Origin of the sequence: Pseudomonas gingeri (assembly GCF_013386165.1) — a bacterium.
Lineage (GTDB): Bacteria > Pseudomonadota > Gammaproteobacteria > Pseudomonadales > Pseudomonadaceae > Aquipseudomonas > Aquipseudomonas gingeri_C.
The window spans coordinates 305,604-321,971 of record NZ_JACAOS010000018.1 but is presented as its reverse complement, the minus strand read 5'-3'; the positions used below and the strand labels follow the sequence as shown (position 1 = coordinate 321,971).

Annotated in this window: 11 protein-coding genes; 6 read left to right on the top strand and 5 right to left on the bottom strand. The window is 62.6% G+C overall.

What is annotated here, in order from left to right; all coding sequences use genetic code 11:
* Both HX866_RS23105 and earP read right to left on the bottom strand, forming a co-directional pair.
* A complete protein-coding gene (locus HX866_RS23105; protein WP_177094868.1) occupies positions 1-570 on the bottom strand; it encodes an elongation factor P in 570 nt (189 codons plus the stop codon).
* A 48-nt stretch (positions 571-618) separates the two neighbouring features.
* A complete protein-coding gene (gene earP / locus HX866_RS23100; protein ID WP_177140470.1) occupies positions 619-1,752 on the bottom strand; it encodes an elongation factor P maturation arginine rhamnosyltransferase EarP in 1,134 nt (377 codons plus the stop codon).
* Positions 1,753-1,877: 125 nt separating this feature from the next.
* On the opposite strand from earP, the gene HX866_RS23095 reads away from it, so the two are divergent.
* Both HX866_RS23095 and HX866_RS23090 read left to right on the top strand, forming a co-directional pair.
* Positions 1,878-2,294, top strand: a complete 417-nt coding sequence (locus tag HX866_RS23095; protein WP_177094865.1) for a hypothetical protein — start codon at positions 1,878-1,880, stop codon at positions 2,292-2,294.
* 14 nt (positions 2,295-2,308) lie between these two features.
* On the top strand, positions 2,309-2,791 hold the full coding sequence (locus HX866_RS23090) for a GreA/GreB family elongation factor (RefSeq protein ID WP_177140544.1): 483 nt from the start codon (positions 2,309-2,311) through the stop codon (positions 2,789-2,791).
* Positions 2,792-2,800: 9 nt separating this feature from the next.
* On the opposite strand, the gene HX866_RS23085 is transcribed toward HX866_RS23090, so the two are convergent.
* Positions 2,801-3,055 carry a hypothetical protein gene (locus HX866_RS23085; RefSeq protein ID WP_177094863.1) on the bottom strand — a complete coding sequence of 85 codons (255 nt, stop codon included), beginning with the start codon at positions 3,053-3,055 and terminating at the stop codon, positions 2,801-2,803.
* Between the two features lie 165 nt (positions 3,056-3,220).
* On the opposite strand from HX866_RS23085, the gene HX866_RS23080 reads away from it, so the two are divergent.
* The 4 genes from HX866_RS23080 to HX866_RS23065 all read left to right on the top strand — a co-directional run bounded on the left by HX866_RS23080 (position 3,221) and on the right by HX866_RS23065 (position 14,257).
* Complete coding sequence (locus tag HX866_RS23080; protein ID WP_177094861.1) at positions 3,221-3,541, top strand: DUF883 family protein; 321 nt, start codon at positions 3,221-3,223, stop codon at positions 3,539-3,541.
* A 166-nt stretch (positions 3,542-3,707) separates the two neighbouring features.
* Complete coding sequence (locus HX866_RS23075; protein ID WP_177140469.1) at positions 3,708-8,924, top strand: hypothetical protein; 5,217 nt, start codon at positions 3,708-3,710, stop codon at positions 8,922-8,924.
* Between the two features lie 102 nt (positions 8,925-9,026).
* On the top strand, positions 9,027-13,286 hold the full coding sequence (locus HX866_RS23070) for a hypothetical protein (protein WP_177140468.1): 4,260 nt from the start codon (positions 9,027-9,029) through the stop codon (positions 13,284-13,286).
* A complete protein-coding gene (locus HX866_RS23065; RefSeq protein ID WP_177094855.1) occupies positions 13,283-14,257 on the top strand; it encodes a hypothetical protein in 975 nt (324 codons plus the stop codon). Before HX866_RS23070 ends, HX866_RS23065 begins: the two co-directional genes overlap by 4 nt.
* Here HX866_RS23065 and HX866_RS23060 read toward each other — a convergent pair.
* The gene (locus HX866_RS23060; protein WP_177140467.1) at positions 14,251-15,279 is read right to left on the bottom strand and encodes an Ldh family oxidoreductase; all 1,029 of its coding nucleotides are present in this window, start codon (positions 15,277-15,279) and stop codon (positions 14,251-14,253) included. The two genes, HX866_RS23065 and HX866_RS23060, sit on opposite strands and share 7 nt — an antisense overlap.
* Before the next feature lie 72 nt (positions 15,280-15,351).
* Positions 15,352-16,302, bottom strand: a complete 951-nt coding sequence (locus tag HX866_RS23055; protein ID WP_177094851.1) for a LysR family transcriptional regulator — start codon at positions 16,300-16,302, stop codon at positions 15,352-15,354.
* Positions 16,303-16,368: the final 66 nt, after the last annotated feature.

Genomic DNA, 16,368 nt, shown 5'->3' with positions numbered 1-16,368 from the left:
TTATTTAGCACGGCCTTTGTAGGAACCGCCTTCACGGGTATCGATCTCGATCATGTCGCCGATTTCGATGAAGTCAGCAACCGACAGTTCGGTACCGTTCTTCAGTTTGGCAGGCTTCATCACCTTGCCGGAAGTGTCACCGCGAGCGGAACCTTCGGTGTAGTCGATCTGACGCACGATGGTGGTCGGCAGTTCTACGGAAACCAGACGGTCTTCGAAGAAGACGGCTTCGCAGACGTCGGTCATGCCTTCTTCCACGAATGGCAGAACAGCCTCGATGTCTTCGGCGTTCAGCTCGTACATGGTGTAGTCAGAAGTGTCCATGAACGTGTAGGAGTCGCCGCTGATGAAGGACAGGGTCGCTTCTTTGCGGTCGAGGATCACGTCGTCCAGTTTGTCATCGGCGCTGTAGACGATCTCGGTCTTGTAACCGGTCAGCAGGTTCTTCAGCTTGGTCTTCATGATCGCGCTGTTACGACCGGACTTGGTGAATTCAGCTTTCTGAACCAGCCAAGGATCGTTTTCGAGACGGATCACGGTCCCGGGTTTCAGTTCTTTACCAGTTTTCATTGCGAATATCCGAATTTGGATGGGATGTACATAAATCTAGGCCGCGTATCATATCCAATTTAGGTAAAGCTTCACCAGCGCCGTGGCAAGATCGGTCCGCGAACCCTGTTCCAGACACCAATGTTCAGCGTGTTCGGCCAGCTCCCGCTCGTTTTCCAGCACCGCATTCCAGCTCGACGCCATATCCCCCGCCCCGTTCCAGGCTCGCCACCAATCCTCGAACGCCGCCTTGGCCGGCACCGACAGCCCCTGGGTGTACACCCCGAGAAAGGCCTCCAGCTTGTCCAGGTGAACGTCATCCTCCTGGCGATAGATGTGCCAGAGCAACGGCCGCCCCGCCCATTGCGCCCGCACGAACGAGTCTTCGCCGCGCACCGCGTTGAAGTCACAGCTCCACAGCAGGCGGTCGTAATCCTCCTGGGGGACGAACGGCAACACCTGCACCGTCAAGCCGCCACGGACCTCGCGAGCGCCTGCCACCAGGCCTTCAACCCCCAGCCAGCACTGGACATCGGCGAGGATACGCCCCACGGGCACCAGCAATTGCGTCGGCCGGACGTCGGCCGCCAGGGCATCCATCCAACTGGCCAACCCCTGGTTTTCATAGGCGAACAGCGAGATAAGCCGTGCACCGTCCGTCGGTTCGACCCCCAGGCCACACAGGAAATCGCCACGCGCCCGCGGATCCTGGACAAAAGCCCGACGCTGCTCCAGCAGCCCGGCCTCACGCAGCAGGCCACCGGTCCCGACCTGGAAACCCGGGAAAAAGAAGAATTTCTGCACCTGCTTGAACTTGACCGACGGCAGCCCGTGGCAGCCGACGATCCAGTCCTCGGCGCTCAGGTAGTCGAGATTGAGCCACAACGGCGTCTTCTCCCGCTGCGCCATGGCTTCCATATATTCATGGGGCAAGCTGCAGGCGAAGGCGCCGATCACCACATCCGCCGCCGACACCGGCGACCAGGGCGTCGACCAACGGCAGACTTCGACCCCTCGCTGCGATTGCCGTTCGAGCCCGACATCAATCGCCGGGCACAGATGCTCGAAGGCCCGCAGGTCATCGACCCACAGTCGCACGGCACAGTCGTGTTCAGCGGCCAGTTGCCGGGCCAGGCGCCAGGTCACCCCGATATCGCCAAAGTTATCCACAACCGTGCAGAAAATATCCCAGGTGGCCTTCATTCCGGGCTCCGTTTGGCAAAAGCGCCGATTGTCCGCATAAATCTGCGCGCGCAGAAGAGCCGATGTCGATTAATCTTCATGGGACAATTGCCCTTTGTGCCAAATCGCCCTGCCAGGAGGTCACCATGCCTTACCGCCGACAAGCGCGTCGCCCCATTTATGTCACCCTCAACCCTCTGCAATTGACCGCCAGTATCGCCCTGGGCATCTGGTTGGGGGTCATGGCCCTGGCCCTGACCGCCTGGGTGGTGGCACGGATCTTTGTCCCGCAGCCCTTGGCCCCGCTGGCCGAGGCCGCCCGTCAGTTGAGCAACCCGGCCCCTGCCGTGATCGCCCCCGCGCCGCAAAGCGGTGGCGATTCGACGCAGATGTTCGAGCAGTACAAACAGAACCTCTCCAAAAACGAAGAACAGCAGCGCCTGGAACAGGCCCGCAGCAGCTACCGCAACCTGTCCAACCCCAAGTGCCAGTTCTGGCTGCAACAGGACCAGACGGCGCCCACTGACAAGAGCCGGGCCAACGTGCTGCAGTTCTGCAATTGAGCGACATCATCGTGATGGACAAATACGCCGTGCATCAACGGCTTCTCGAACGGCTGGACATCGATCTCGACGTCTTGCAGCGCGCGGCCCAGACCGCCTACGAAACCGCGACCGACGAGGAAAACGTCGCCGAGAACAAATACGATACACTGGGCCTGGAGGCTTCGTACCTGGCCACCGGACAAGCCCGGCGCATGGAAGAAATCCGCCAGGCCATCAAGCGCTGTCGGGAGCTGATCCTGCGTCCCCATGACGAGCAGAGCGGTATCCAGTTGGGCGCGCTGCTGGCCCTCGAAGCCGAGAACGGCAGTGAACAATGGCTGTTCCTGGCTCCCGATGCCGCCGGGCTCAAGGTCGAGAGCGCGGGCCAGCTGATCACCGTCATCAGCCCGCGCTCGCCCCTGGGCAGTGCCCTGCTGGGCAAGCAGGAAGGCGACGACGTGGCGATCAAGGTCGGTGCTGTCGCCCAGCGCTATAGCATCATCCGGGTCGAGTGAAGGCTGGGGTTACTTGGCCGCCGCCATCAGGCGATTGACCTCACTGCGCACCATGCTGGTGTATTCCGGCGGCGACAGGGTGTCGAGTTCCGAGCGCACCCACTCTGCCCACTTGCCCTTGCGCTTGGCGCGCTCGCCGAACAGGCGCGCGGCCTCACCCTTGGACTTGCCCAGGTTGCTCTGCCAGAGGTCGAACAGCCGGGACTTCTCATCCTCGAGGGCAGCACGCTCAGCCAGGGACTTGTTAGCCAGATTGAAGCTCATTGGAAAATCCTGCGGTGTAAATAGGCGTGTATCTTACACCGCCGATGGAAATATCCTGCCGAGGATTTTGGCTCGAACCCGGGCCACAACAGAAAAATTTGCAACTTTCACCGCCTTGGCCGACTCACATGATTCATCTCATCACTCACTTGAAAGGAAGATTCCATGGCCCGCAAATCCGCCGCACAAGCCGCCAATGACCAGATCAAGGACCAGGCCTTCAGCGAGTTGCAAGCGTTGATCCAGGAGTCGGAAAAACTGCTCAAGGACAGCGCCTCGCTGGTGGGCGAGGACGGCGAGAGCCTGCGCACCCAGGTCAGCCAGAAGCTCAAGCAAGCACTGGACTCGGTGACCCACGTACGCGAAAGCACCAAGCCGGTGGTCGAGGCGACCGAAACCTATATCGGCGGTCACCCATGGCAGACCGTGGCGATTTCCGCCGGTTTCGGCCTGGTGGTCGGCCTGCTGCTGGGCCGTCGTAACTGATCAACCCCGGCGCGAACGGTCCCTTGTCGCGCCGACAAGGGACACGCCTGCCGAAGCACTATCTACCACCCCTGCCCCCCGCCACTCGATAGCGTTTTTGCCATTCTCCGCAAAGCCTGGCCTGCCAGCGCCCTGCGGTTCGTCAGTACGAACGAAGGCAAAAACCATGACCACCGACTCATTTCCCTACGAGTTCTCCGAAGTCCTGGAACTGCGCGACAGCCCCAATGCCCGGGAACAAGCGCAGGACATTTCCATGGCCGATCGCAACTGGCTGAGAAACGTCTTTCTTCCTACTCAGGATGCCCGCCAAGCACTCGATGACCCGATGACCGTGGAACGACTCTTGATCGGTGCCCCCGGCATCGTGCCCGTGGATCTGGCGGGGGCGTTCCTGATGAGTCCGGCCACAGAAGACTGCTCGTATCTCTACAGCCCGGCTTTCGGCCTGGAACATTTCGACACCCGAAACGGGGCCAACCATGCCGTGCTGAGCCGCTTGAGCAACACAACGCAACGCGACGAACTGCTGTGCTTCGTGGCACTCGCGATCAAGAGCCGAATCCGCTTCGACAACCATATCTGGCTCAAGACCGAGCCCATCGACGGGGCCGTGTTCCTCGACCGGCGCCGATCCATCGATCAGCAGCAACACCAGAACTTACAGGCCTTGAACGAGGAACTGTTGAAACTGCCGACCCTCGCGGCCCTGCTCGGCAAGATGCTCGGCGACGAACTGGGTCGACGGTTTGCCGGGGTCAACCTGGCGAGCGTCAACGTCAGCCGCTACGTGAGCGAGACGCGAAACAACAGTGATTCGCCGCAAAGCCGGCGAGTCGACGTGCAATCCCTGGCCGACATGCTGCTGGCGCACTACCTCACGCAAACCTGGCCCGCCGGCCAGACCCGCACGTTCAGCGCACCCGGATACAGCGCCGCGCCCAGCGACACCGAGTCTTGGGAACGCGCCATCGCGAACATCTCCGGCACCCTGAAAATGCGCCTTCACAGCGAGTTGCAAAGCTACTGGAACGGCCTGCTGGACAGCGGCCACTCCCGTCGTTGGTTCTTCAGCGAAGTCATGGGAAGCTGCTGGCGAGCCGAGCTGTTCAAACAACTGCAATGGGACAGCATCAGCCCCAGGACCCACCACTGGCTGGCCGGCCTCTACCCACACAGGCCGGCGCGACTGCTCCGGACCCGCGTCAGGAGCCTGGGCTACGCCACCACCAAGCCCTCCCAGGCTGAACTCGCCAATGCGTTCGTGGCCAGCGATGAGTCCGTCAATCCTGCTTCATTGTTTGTCTATGCCTACGACCGGCTCACGCCGCTCAACGACCAGGAAGCCCTGGACGCAGACCTGCTGCGGGAGTTGCGCAACGACGGCAGCACTGATGCACTGGCGCAACCCCTTTCGCTGGGCGAACTCGGCGACCTGCAACAACTCCCCGCACTGGTCACGCCGCAAGCCGTCCTGCCTCAACCATTGTTCGAAAACCGCCTCGAAGCCGTTATCAGCAAGCAACTGGAAAACATCGACTACGTACTGGCCCGCTACCGCAGGAGCAACGGACAACTGGCGCTCGGCGCGGCCCTGGATGTCGCCCTGGATGTACGCGCGATGATCAGCAGGAAACTGCAATCGCTCGATACCCGCGAACGCTGGAGCACCCGCCTGGACCTGTCGGCGGACGCCCATACCCAGCCGACAACCCTGCGCCCGGCGCCCGCGTCCCCGACCACAACGCCGGCCAGCGCCAGTGAGCAGAGGCACGCGCTCAGCACCTTGAAAGCCCGTCTCGCCAGCGAGCTGGCCAAACGTCCTGATCTCCTGACCTTCGCACAAAGCGCGCTGCACGATGAGTTGCTCAATGCAAAGCGGACAGACCTGGACGCGGCGAACATCTACCTCAACCAGTACAAGAACGCCTCCGACGAACCGCAGACGCTCCAGCCGACCACCTCGATCAGCCTGGCCGAACATCTGCTGGAACGCTCGGTCGGCCTGGTCCTGCCACTGGCGCAAAGTACCAACAACGGCCTGTTCAGCCGCGGTCAGGCCGGTAGCTGGTCAAGGATTGCCACTCTGGACATGGCCACCGCCAATGCGCTCGTCGACGCCGCGCGGGTGGATTTCCTGCCACGCTTTCTGCGCCAGCATCGCTCGATCTACTCCCAACTCACTCCACTGATAAACAAGGCCATGAATCAGGGATTGCGCCATGAAGCACAACAACGCGTGCTGACAGGCACCCTGGACGACCGCGCCCGGGAACTGCTCGAAACGGTCCTCGACAGCCCGGACAGTGAAGGGCGCAAAGGCTTGCGGGGATTTATCCCGGATGTCTTCAGTCTCGCCCTGAAAGCCACCGAGCAGGCGCCGCCGCACACGCTGTCCAACTGTTTCCTGATCACCGAGCGTGGCGGGCTGGATCCGCTCAACTGCGGACGCGCGCTGCTCTGGACACCCGCCGGCGGACTCGAAGCGTTCGATTCATTGCCCAGGGCCGAAGACGAACTCAAGCGGCGCCTGCGCACCCCGGTCCAATGCCTGAGCCTGCTGGAGAACCTGATAACCGAAGCTCCCCACGCATCATTCGCGGCGAACAATCACCGCGACGGCATGAGCATCGGCTTCGAACGCATCCGCAACAACTTCCTGACCGAGCGGATCGACTCCTTGGTCGACAAGGCCCTGGGCGATATCGCCGAAGCGGCCCGCGCACAACTGCCGGCCGCCAGCCTGCAAGGCCAGGTGCAATCCTGCCTGCTACGGCACGCCTCACTGCCGCACCTGGAAAAAGCCCTCCAGGCAACACGCCACAGCCGCCTTCATAGCGCGTTGCCCGGCTGGCTGGCGAATGCCCGCGCCGACGAGCAACTGGCCCTGGCAGAGTTGCTGGACCGACACCGGCAGCACGTCGATACGCCCATCGATTACCACCACGATATCCCCGACATCCGCGCGTTCGCCCGGGCCAAGATTGCCGGCCTGCTCAATCGCGATTTTCCAGCCTTGGGCCTGAACCCCGATGACGTACACCTCTCGGTCTCCGGCCCGCCAGCGCAGAGCACACACACACAGACACTGACGGATTACGCCCTGCGCCATTTCGACGAGATCGACGGAGCGGCAACGACACTGACGGGCGCCGAGCAGCTTGCGGAGGGTTTGACGGTCGCGCACCTCAATACCCTGATCAAGGAAGCGAACCTCGGCACGCATTACGCGGCGCTGCTGGACTCCCACCTATCCCATAGCGAAAAGCGGGTACCCGAGCGTCAGCACCTGTTCAGCCGGCACCTGGTCTGGCAAAGCCTCGAACATGCGCTGCGCCAGTACCTGCAACAATCACTGTCCGCCCAGGCCCACGGCCTTATCCGGCATCTGTTCAGCATGCCCGACGGAGTGGCCCGCCTCCCGCTCGCCGGCAGTGACATCATCGTGCGTCCACTGGAACTGCTGCGCCAGGCCAGGAAGAGCGCCGACCAGGCCCTGGGCCTGTATCTGATCGGACGCTCCGATAGCCTCGGCGCCCAGGTGCTCTTCAGCCCTTATGGTGCGCGGCCGGCCTTTCGCGAGTTCGACAACGAATCGCTGTTCATGAGCGAACTGGGCCGTAGCGGATCGCTACGACAGCTCGTGCTCGGCAGGCTTTCGAGCAGCGTGCGCCAGTTCTACAGCGAGCAGGTGTTCAGCACCCGAACGGTCAGCCTCTTGTGGAACACCATCAAGGGCAATTTCCTCACCCGGCTGTACAACGACATGACCGCCCTGCTGAAAGACCAATTGGGGCTGCAAGGCACCCAAGGCCAGCAATCGGCATGGAACACGGTGGTTCACCTGCTCGGCAACCAACTGCACCAGGACACCCGCTTCATGCTCGGCCGCCTGCGCATGCCCTGGCTGATCTGGCAAACCCTGCCGCAATTCAAGGACGCCGCGGACAATGCCTGGCACGGCCGCTGGGCCGTGGCGATGGAAGAGTTCACCAGCGCCCTGGCGCAACTGGCCCTGGCACGCAAGGTCCCGACGGCCGGCACTCACGTCGGGTTAGCGCCCCCCGTACCGGCACCCGCGCCAACACCCACGCCGCCGACGCCGATCGAATCGCCGTTTCCAGCCGCACCTGGCTGGGCAGACATGCACCTGACCCGGGAACAGCAAGAGCGCCTGCTCGGCTACGAAGTCCGGGATATTGCCTTGAACGACCTGGAGCATGACGCCGCCCTGGGCATCCATACCGACCCGGGCACCCAGCGCCAGTACGCCGCCGTGCGCGGGCGGGTGTTCCAGGTGCGGTTCGAGGACCGGCGCTGGCGCATCGTGACGGATCAGGAACCCGGCCCCTGGCTCAGAAAGGGCGCGCAAGACCAGTGGGACATGGACCTCAAGGGCCGCTTGCTGGGTGGCGGCGATGGCAATCGCCTGCTGGACCATATCAACACCCGCCAGACCCTGAACCGTGAAATCAAGGTACTGGCCACGGGCATGAAAGCAATCAAACATCTTTACCCGGACAAGGCCCGGCGAATCAAGCAGGCCCACGCCCTGACCCTCACCTACCTGAGAAACGCCAGGAAACGCCTGCAATCGCTGACAGCCGGCACCCGACTCGACAGCCAGCGACAGCTTTACCTCCAGGAGTTCTTCGGCCTCAGAACCATCAGTCGAGGCCTGAACCAGAGAATCAGCAAAATGCTCGACAAGCTGGTCAGGGAATTGCTGTCTCCCGCACGCTCCCCCGACCTCTCGGAGCTCTATGTCCTCGGCGCCAGCCGCAGGCCGGAATGGATGTGTGCAGCCTTCGTGGTGGAGTGCGATCGTACCCGTAGCATCTATCTGAATGAGCTGTTCTTCGAACCCCGCCTCGAGGCCTATAGCCCCCTCAGGCCAAGGACCTTCAACGGCCTGTTGCACAACATGGCCAGTATCTTGCTCCACGAACTCAGCCATCTTGTCTTCAATACTGTGGACATTGCCTACCTTGACGCCTTCCGGCCCTTCTACGACCTGCTCGACACCCGCACCCGCGACGGATGTGAACAACAGGAGGCATTAAAAGAGCTACAGGAAACGGCACTCTCCTTGCGCACCCCCACCGAACAACTGTTCCGGCTTGAGGACGAGGTCACCGGCACCTGGCACGATATCGAGGATGAACCGTACAAGCGGGTCCTGGCCCTAACCCGCTGCTCCGATCTGCAAGGCGCCCGCCAGAAATTCCGCGACGACGAGGCCAGGCGCATCGACATCATCCTGGCCAACGCCGACTCCGTGGCGCTGATGATCAACTACCTGGGGCGCCCCACGGAGTTCTATCCGATTTTCACCGGCAACCCCCGCCAGACGCCAGGAGCCACACCGGCCAGCACTATCTAACGCCGCCCGTCGGAGCGCCCCCTGTAGCGTCGGTGTCCTTCAAGCGCGATGCCTCGCCTCGGCGAGCATCGCCCGCCGTCAACATGAACGAAGGCACAGCACATGTCCGACCATCCTCCTGTCTATTACCTGTCCCAGGCCATGGAACTGCGTGACACATCCAGCGCACTGGAAACCTCGCTGCATCTCCAGCCCGGTGAGCGCAACTGGCTGAGAAACCTCTTCCTGGCCAGCCAGGACGCCCGGCAGGCAATCGATATCCCCATGTCCGTCGATAAACTCTTCATTGTCGCGCAAGGGTCTGCGGCAGCCGACCTGGCCGGCACCTTCCTGGTCAGCGGCCCTCCCGGCCAGGCGGCGTTCCTCTGTACCCCGTCTTTCGGCCTGGAGCGTTTCGAGACACGGGACCTGGCGCTGAACAAGCTACTCGAACGCCTGGCCCTTGCCCCGCAACGCGACGAATTGCTGCGTTTCGTCGCACTCAGGATCAAGAGCGCCATCCGCTATCAGCCACCACCCACCCTGGTCTCGGAGCCTATCCGGGGAATCGTCTTGAATGATCGGCGCCAGTCCATCGAAAACTACCTCGACTACACCCTCAAGCACCTGCATGACGAACTGCTGCACTTGCCCACGCTCAACGCCCTGCTCACGCAACGGCTCGAAAGCACGCTGGGCAAGCGCTTCATTCACGTCAACCTGGCGTCCCTGCGGGTCATCAACTATGAAGACCCGGTCCACCACGCAACCGCGCCGCCACTGCCGCTGCGGCAGGTCTCGACCCGGTTACCGAGCGAGGCCTTGCTGGAGTACTACAATCGCGGCGGCTGGGCACACAATCAAACCCGCGAGTTCGTCGCACCCGGCTACGCCTCCTCGGTCGCGGATACCGCCGCCTGGGAAAGTGGCCTGGCGAGCATTGCCAATCAGCTGTCCAGCCATCTGGGAGCCGCCCTGCAAGCGTTCTGGAAGGAGCCCCTCGACAACGGACAAGCACGTCAGGAACTGTTCATCGATGCCATGGGCACGCGCTTTCGAGCCGAACTGCTCCAGCAGGAACAGGACTGGAATGCCCTCAATCCCGAGGACTTCCATTCCCTCTGCGGGCTCTACCCAGCGGATGCCTCGAGGCTGAACGAACTGACGCTCTACGCCTTGAGCCTCCAGGCAGGCGAACGCTCGTCGCGGCTGGCCAATGCATTTGTCGTGCGCAGCGACCGTCGACGGCGCCCCGCTTTCTTCCTCTATGGCGCCGGGCGCTTGCAGATCTTCGAAGACCAAACCGCGCTGCAGGCTTCGCTCAAGGCCCGGCTCGAGGACCCGAGCCATGGTGATGAGTGGCGTCATGGTTTGTCATTGCGTGAACGCGCCCGGCTGAAGAGCGCGGGCATCAGCAACATCGTGCTGGTCGCAGGCGCCCCGTCGGTGTTCAAGGCGCAGCTCGACCTCATCATCGCCAAGCAACGCGACAACGTGGAGTACGTGCTCGAACGCTATCGCGCCAGCAACGGCGCGCTGGCGCTGGCACCAGCATTCGAACAGGCAATCGATGTCCGCGCCATGATCGATCCGCGTCTGGTCGCGGTCGCGCCCCTGGGTCGATGGAGCCACCGGCTGGATCTCTCCACCAGCGAGAAGCCCGTCGAGGTAGGCCTGCGCCGAACACTGGCGCCGACACTGGAGACCGTCAGTTACCAGCTCAAGACATTGAACGAACTCAAGGCCACCCTCACCACCGGGCTGAAGCAGCGCCCTTCCCTCAAGGCCTTCATCCAGAGCGAACTGTCCCAGGCACTGAACCTCGACCCTCTGGGCAACCTGCCCGTCGCCGATCTCTACCTCAACCACTCCCCGTCAGCGCTTCCTGAACTCGGCGATACGCCGCTGCTGACGAGCCGTTCACAGCGCGTGGCGGACTATTTCCTCGAACGCCTGACACAGCAGGCCGACCCGCTGGCAGACGCGCCGCAGATCGGCCTGTTCAGCAAGGACCGGGACAGCCACTGGGCGCGGGTCGCCAACCTCGACGTTGCACGGCTCAACACGGTCGTCAATCAGCTCCTGCCGGGCTTTCTCGACCGCTACCTGCGCCAGCAACGCTCCGTGTACGGATCCCTGGCCGAGCCCTTGAGCGAGGCGGTGGTCAATGGACTGCGCTGCGAAACACAGTTCAAGGTACTGCGGGGAGACTTGAGCGAGAGCGACCTGGAACTGCTCGACAACATTCTCGACAGCCATCGACGGGACACGCGTCCCGGCTTGCATGGCTTTATTCCCGATGCCTTCGCACTGACGCTCAGGACCCACGCCTCGGCAACACCGATCAAACTGCACAACTGTTTCCTGCTGACCGAACGGGGCGGCCTGGACACCGAACACTCCGGCGCCGTGCTGCTGTGGACCCCGGTCCACGGCGCGCAAGCCTTTCCTTCATTTCACGCCGCCGAGGTCGAACTCCAGCGACGCCTGCATGACCCCGTGGATCGCCTGGCCCTGCTGGAACACATCGCCAGAAGCGAACGACCGACAAACCTGCCCCTGCCGAAGAACCCTCACGCCAATCACCGGGTCTATCCGGCCCTGGCTTTTGAGCTTATCCAGGACAGTTTCTGGAGCAACCGCCAGCACTCATTGATCGACAAGGCGCTGGGAGACCTGGCGCATGCCACCGCCTCCTCCTACTCGGACGACAACTTCCACCAGCACCTGGAGTCCTGTCTCGACACCCACGCGAGCATTCCCACCCTGGAAAAAGCCATCCAGGGCGGCGAGAACGCGGCCCTGCACCTGGCGCTGCCGGCCTGGCTGGCGAACACCAGCGACAGTCGGCAGTTCGCCCTGGCGAGCCTGCTCGACCGCTATCGCCAGGATGCCGCAACGACGGGGGACTATCACCAGGACATTCCCGCTATCCGCGACAACGCCAGGACCAAGGTCATGAGCCTGCTGTCACGGGACTTTCCGGCAGCCGGACTCGACCCCGACAAGATCAATGTCTCGCTGACGCTGGGCAATGCGGCCGAGATCATCCGTGAATCGCTGAGCGACTTTGCCCTGAGGCACTTCGACCATATCGACCAAAGCTCGATCGTCGCGAGCACTCCAGCGGGCTGGCTGCCCAAGGAGCTGACCGGCAACCGCCTCAAGAGCCTGGTGAAAGAAGCCGCCATTGGCAGCCATTATGGGAATCTGCTCGACTCCTATCTGTCGGCCAGCGAAAGTGGCAGCGCAAAACACCAGCTCGCGTTTCGAAAACACTTTTCCTGGCAGAGCCTGCTGCACGCCTTCACCCAGGTGATCCGCAACACCCTGTCCAGCACCGCCCACGGCTATATCAAGCACCTGCTGGCGATGCCCGACGGTCTCGCCAGAAAACCCTTGAACGGACAGAGTATCGACGTTCGCCCACTGGAATTGATCAGCGGCGTCCAGGCGCAAGCCGATCCCGTGGCCGGCTTCTATCTGATTGGCCGCAGATCCGGCGAACACGGCCCGCAAATCCTGCTCACCCCACAGGGCCCGCCGCCGATTTTCCGGGAATACACCGATGAAGCCGCGTTGCTGAACGACCTCAGGGACTCGAACAGCCTGCAACAGCGAGTTCTCGAAAGACTGGCCCATGAGCGGCGCGCTCATTACGCACAACAGGTATTCAGCACACCGCGGGCGCCCCTGGGAATCAGCGACAATCCGCTGCGCGGCAATTTCTTCCAGCGGCTCTATCAGGACACCACTGCGCTGCTCAAGGACATGCTTGGTCGACAGAGCGTACAAGACCAGCACCCGGCCTGGAGCAACGCCCTGTCCTGGCTCAAGACCGGGCTTTACCAGGGCGCGACGTTTCTGCTTGGGCGGCTGCACTTGCCACGGCTCATCTGGCAGACCCTCCTGCGGCTCAAGGAAGCGGGGCAAAAGGCCTGGCAGGGTCGCTGGGGCGAGGCGATCGAAGAGTTCGTCATCGGCCTGGCGCAACTGGCGGTGGCACGCCGCGGCTGGAGCCCATCGAACCTGGCCGACCCGGTGCCAACAGAAACCGCAGACCTGATCGAGTCACCCTTTGCCGACCCGGCCTGGGGCGTCGTTCGCCTGACGCCCAGACAAAAGGCCGCGATCCTCGACCATGAAGCCCATGACGTGGCCTTGGCGGACATGACCCCGGTCCTGGCCACCGGCCTGTACCAGGACATAGCGACTGGCAAGACCTTCGCGGCGGTCGGCGGAAAAGTCTTTCAGGTACAAGAAGACAATCGGCGCTGGCGCATCGTCAAGGACCACACGCGGGGGCCCTGGCTGCAACAGAACACCTACAAACAGTGGTCATTCAACCTGCAAGGGCACTGCCTGGAAGGACTCTCGCCATGAAGCTGCTTGATTATTGCCTGCCCCGAAGAGCCATCCGCGAACAAATGCGCGTACAGGCGATCGGGATTGACAGTATCCGCCGACTCTACCCCGCCCGCGCGCGCCTGATCCGCCTTGGCCACGAACAGGCAGTGGCCTATTTGAGCGCTGCCATCTGGAATATGGACCGACTTTTTTCCGACGCCATCCTGGATAAAAAGCGCCGTCTCTTTGTGGAAAAGTTCTTCGGCATCTCTGTGGTGAATGAAAGCGTGATCCGGAAAATCAAGTTCCGCGCCCACATGCTGCTCGGGGAACTGCTCAAGCCATCGCTCAATCCCGAGACTTCATCACGCTATGTGGTGGGCTCGGCCCTGCACCCGGAACACAGCATTCAGGCGTTCACCTTGCCCAACGAGAGCGCCAGGAAAATCTATTTGACCGAGCGCTTTTTCGATCCCGGCTTTCAGGCCTACCTGCCCATGCGCCCGAGAACCTTCGACATGCAAGCACACAACATGGCGGCAGTCCTGCTGCATGAGCTCAGCCATCTGGTCCTCGACACCATTGACTTCTGTTACCTGGATTCGAGCCGGCCGTTCCTGGATCTGCTCGATACCAGCACGCTGGTGGGCAGGCTGCGCCACGACGCCCTGGAGCGGGTCCAGGAGCACGCCTTCTCCAGTACCACGCCCGACAGCGAATTGTTCAAGGAGCCCGACGAAGAGGACGACGACCGACACTGGCATGACCTGGAGGGAAAATCCCTGCAACGCCTGTTGCTGCTCACCAGTGCCCGGGATCTGACTGAAGCCCGCCGTTTTTTTCTCTCGGATGAGCACAAAAGAGTCGATGTCATGCTCGACAACGCCGACTCCCTGACCTTGTTGCTCACTCACCTGGGAAGACCGCCCGAGTACCATCCCCTGCTGGAGATAGGGGCCAACCGTGGGCCTGGGATGTCATCCATCCCAGGCGCCAAGGCTCATTGACCGGCCAGCTCGCGCAGCTGTTGCAGATCGCGCTCGGCCAGTACGATCCCGTCGCGCTGGGACTCGGCCCGCTGCTGGTGCCGTCGGTCACCCGGCAGGCGTTGCAGGCCGACACCCTGCATCTGCCCGACCAGCGTCCGCGCACGCTCGGCGAAGTCCTGCCCCGCCGATTTGGCCGGGTCGATGACAATGATCAGTTGCCCGGTCCAGGGGGTCTTGGCGCCCGGATGTTTCGACCAGTCGAATTCGAAGGAGAAATTCCCACCGGTCAGGGCCGCCGCCAGCAACTCGACCATCATCGACAACGCCGAGCCCTTGTGACCGCCGAATGGCAGAAGCGCACCGCCGTCGAGGATCGCCTTGGGATCACAGGTCGGCTGACCTTCGCGGTCCACCCCGATGCCCGGCGGCAGACTACGGCCCTCACGGGCGGCAATCTGCACATCGCCATGGGCCATGGCGCTGGTGGCCAGGTCGAACACGATCGGATCCCCCCCGGCCTGCGGCGCGGCGAAGGCAATCGGGTTGGTCCCGAACAGCGGGCGCTCGGCGCCGTGGGGCACCACGCAGGTCATGCTGTTGACCACGCTCAGGGCCACCAGTCCCTCATAGGCAAAGGGCTCGACATCCGGCCAGAGCGCGGCGAAGTGATGGGAGTTGCGGATCGCCAGCACGGCGATCCCGGCACTGCGGGCTTTTTCCAGTAACAACTCACGCGCAGCGGCGAGGGCCGGCTGGGCGAAACCGTTGGCGGCATCGACCCGGACAAAACCGGAAGCGACATCTTCGACCAACGCAACCGCCTGGCCATCCACCCAGCCGCTGGCAAGTGTGGAGACATACCCGGGAATCCGGAAGATACCGTGGCTGTGGGCGCCATCGCGCTCGGCGCTGGCGCAGTTCTCGGCCAGGACCCGGGCGACTTGCGCCGAGGTGCCATGACGCTGGAAGACCTGGGCGAGCAATGCCACCAGATCGCTGTAGGAAATAGTTTGAGTAGCCGTCTCGCTGGGTACAGACATCCGAAGCTCCGATTCCGATTTATTTATTATTGGATCGATGAGAGAAAAGCAGTGCTTGGGCAGGCGTCCAGACTATCCGGCGGCGAGGGACTCCTTGTCAAACAGGGCATCGAAGCGTTGGCCCAACTGCTGCTCGGCGAACTGCTCCATGATGAAGTCGACAAAGGCCCGGGTCTTGCGCGGGAGCAATTTGTGCTCGGCGTAATAGATCGAGATATGACCGTCGTCGACGTACCAGTCGGGCAGCACCCGCTGGAGGGTTCCGGCCTGCAACCAGGGCACCGCGAACGGCATGCTCACCAACGCCACCCCCAGGCCCTGGGCCGCCACCGCGCAGGCGGCTTCCGAGTCGCTCATGGTCATGCGCGCGTTCAGGTCCAGGGGTTGATGCTCGCCGTCGCGACTGGTCAACTGCCAGGAGCGCACGCGCCCGGTCTGGGGCGAGCGGATCAGGATGCCATCGCAACGGCGCAGGTCCGCGGGCGTGCTCACCCTGGCTTGGCGCGCCAGGTAATCGGCCGAGGCCACCAGCACCCGATGGGCCACCGTCAGCTTGCGCGCCACCACGCCCTGGGGCAGTACGAAACCACCACCGATGGCCGCATCAAAACCTTGGCCGATCAGGTCCACCTGGCGGTTATCGAAATGCCAGTCCGGGCGGATGTCCGGAAAACGCCGCAGGAACTCACCGAGCAGTGGCACCACATAAAGGCGCCCGAACACGGTGCCGACACTGACCTTGAGGGTGCCGGCCGGGCGGCCTTCGACGCTGGCCAGGTTGGCGACAGCATTCTGGATGGTGTGCAGGCTGGCGCTGACTTCGCCAAGGAACACCTGCCCGGCTTCGGTCAGCCGCAGGCTGCGGGTGCTGCGCTGGAACAGCCGTACCCCGAGCCGCGCCTCCAGCTTGGCGACGCTCTTGCCGACCGCCGCCGGGGTCAGGCTCAGACGCCGCGCCGCCTCGGCAAAGCTGCCGACTTCGGCGCTGCGGACAAAACACTCGATGCTGCTGAAAGTTTCCATACTCGCCACTATAAACTTTTGGTTTACACAGACTGTATCAATTACCGTCTACACAGTCATCAATCC